Annotated in this window: 1 pseudogene; it reads left to right on the top strand. The window is 69.9% G+C overall.

Features of this window, described 5'->3' with window-relative positions:
- Positions 1-123: 123 nt before the first annotated feature.
- Positions 124-336: pseudogene (locus PUR71_RS03725) on the top strand (hypothetical protein); the annotation flags it as partial.
- Positions 337-479: the final 143 nt, after the last annotated feature.

Raw genomic sequence — 479 nt, 5'->3', positions numbered from 1 at the left:
TGCCCCTGGATTCGCGTTACTGTTCGACTGTTCGTCCCATGACCGTCGCCGCTGATGAGCAGCGCAGCTGTTGATCACCGCACCGGATAACCACCGCAGCACTTTGAGGCACCCTTGAGCACTCCCAGCGCCCAGCGCGAGGAGGCGCGGCGGGTCACCGTCCCGCTGCTGTTCCTGCTCCAGTGGGACGACGAGGGGAACCCACGGCAGCGGGCCCTCGACCTCTTCGACGCCTTCGGCCGCCGGTGGACCGAACTCCCGCCGGGCCTCGACGGCTGGCTGGAGATTCCCCCTGCCGAGGGCTGGGGGCATTCCCCCGCACCACGGACGGCATGAATTGCGCGATCGGCGACCTGACCGCCGCCCAGGTCGCCGCCCTGCGGGTGACCATCGGACCGGGCCCGGCCGAGCCCGTCCCCACCCTGGAACAGCTGCTCCAGCGGATGGCCGGCACCAACGCCACCCTGCTCATGGAGATC

The organism is Streptomyces sp. SP17BM10 (assembly GCF_036322405.1).
GTDB lineage: Bacteria > Actinomycetota > Actinomycetes > Streptomycetales > Streptomycetaceae > Kitasatospora.
Note: the sequence above shows the minus strand (reverse complement) of the source record. Positions and strands in the feature narration are given on the sequence as shown.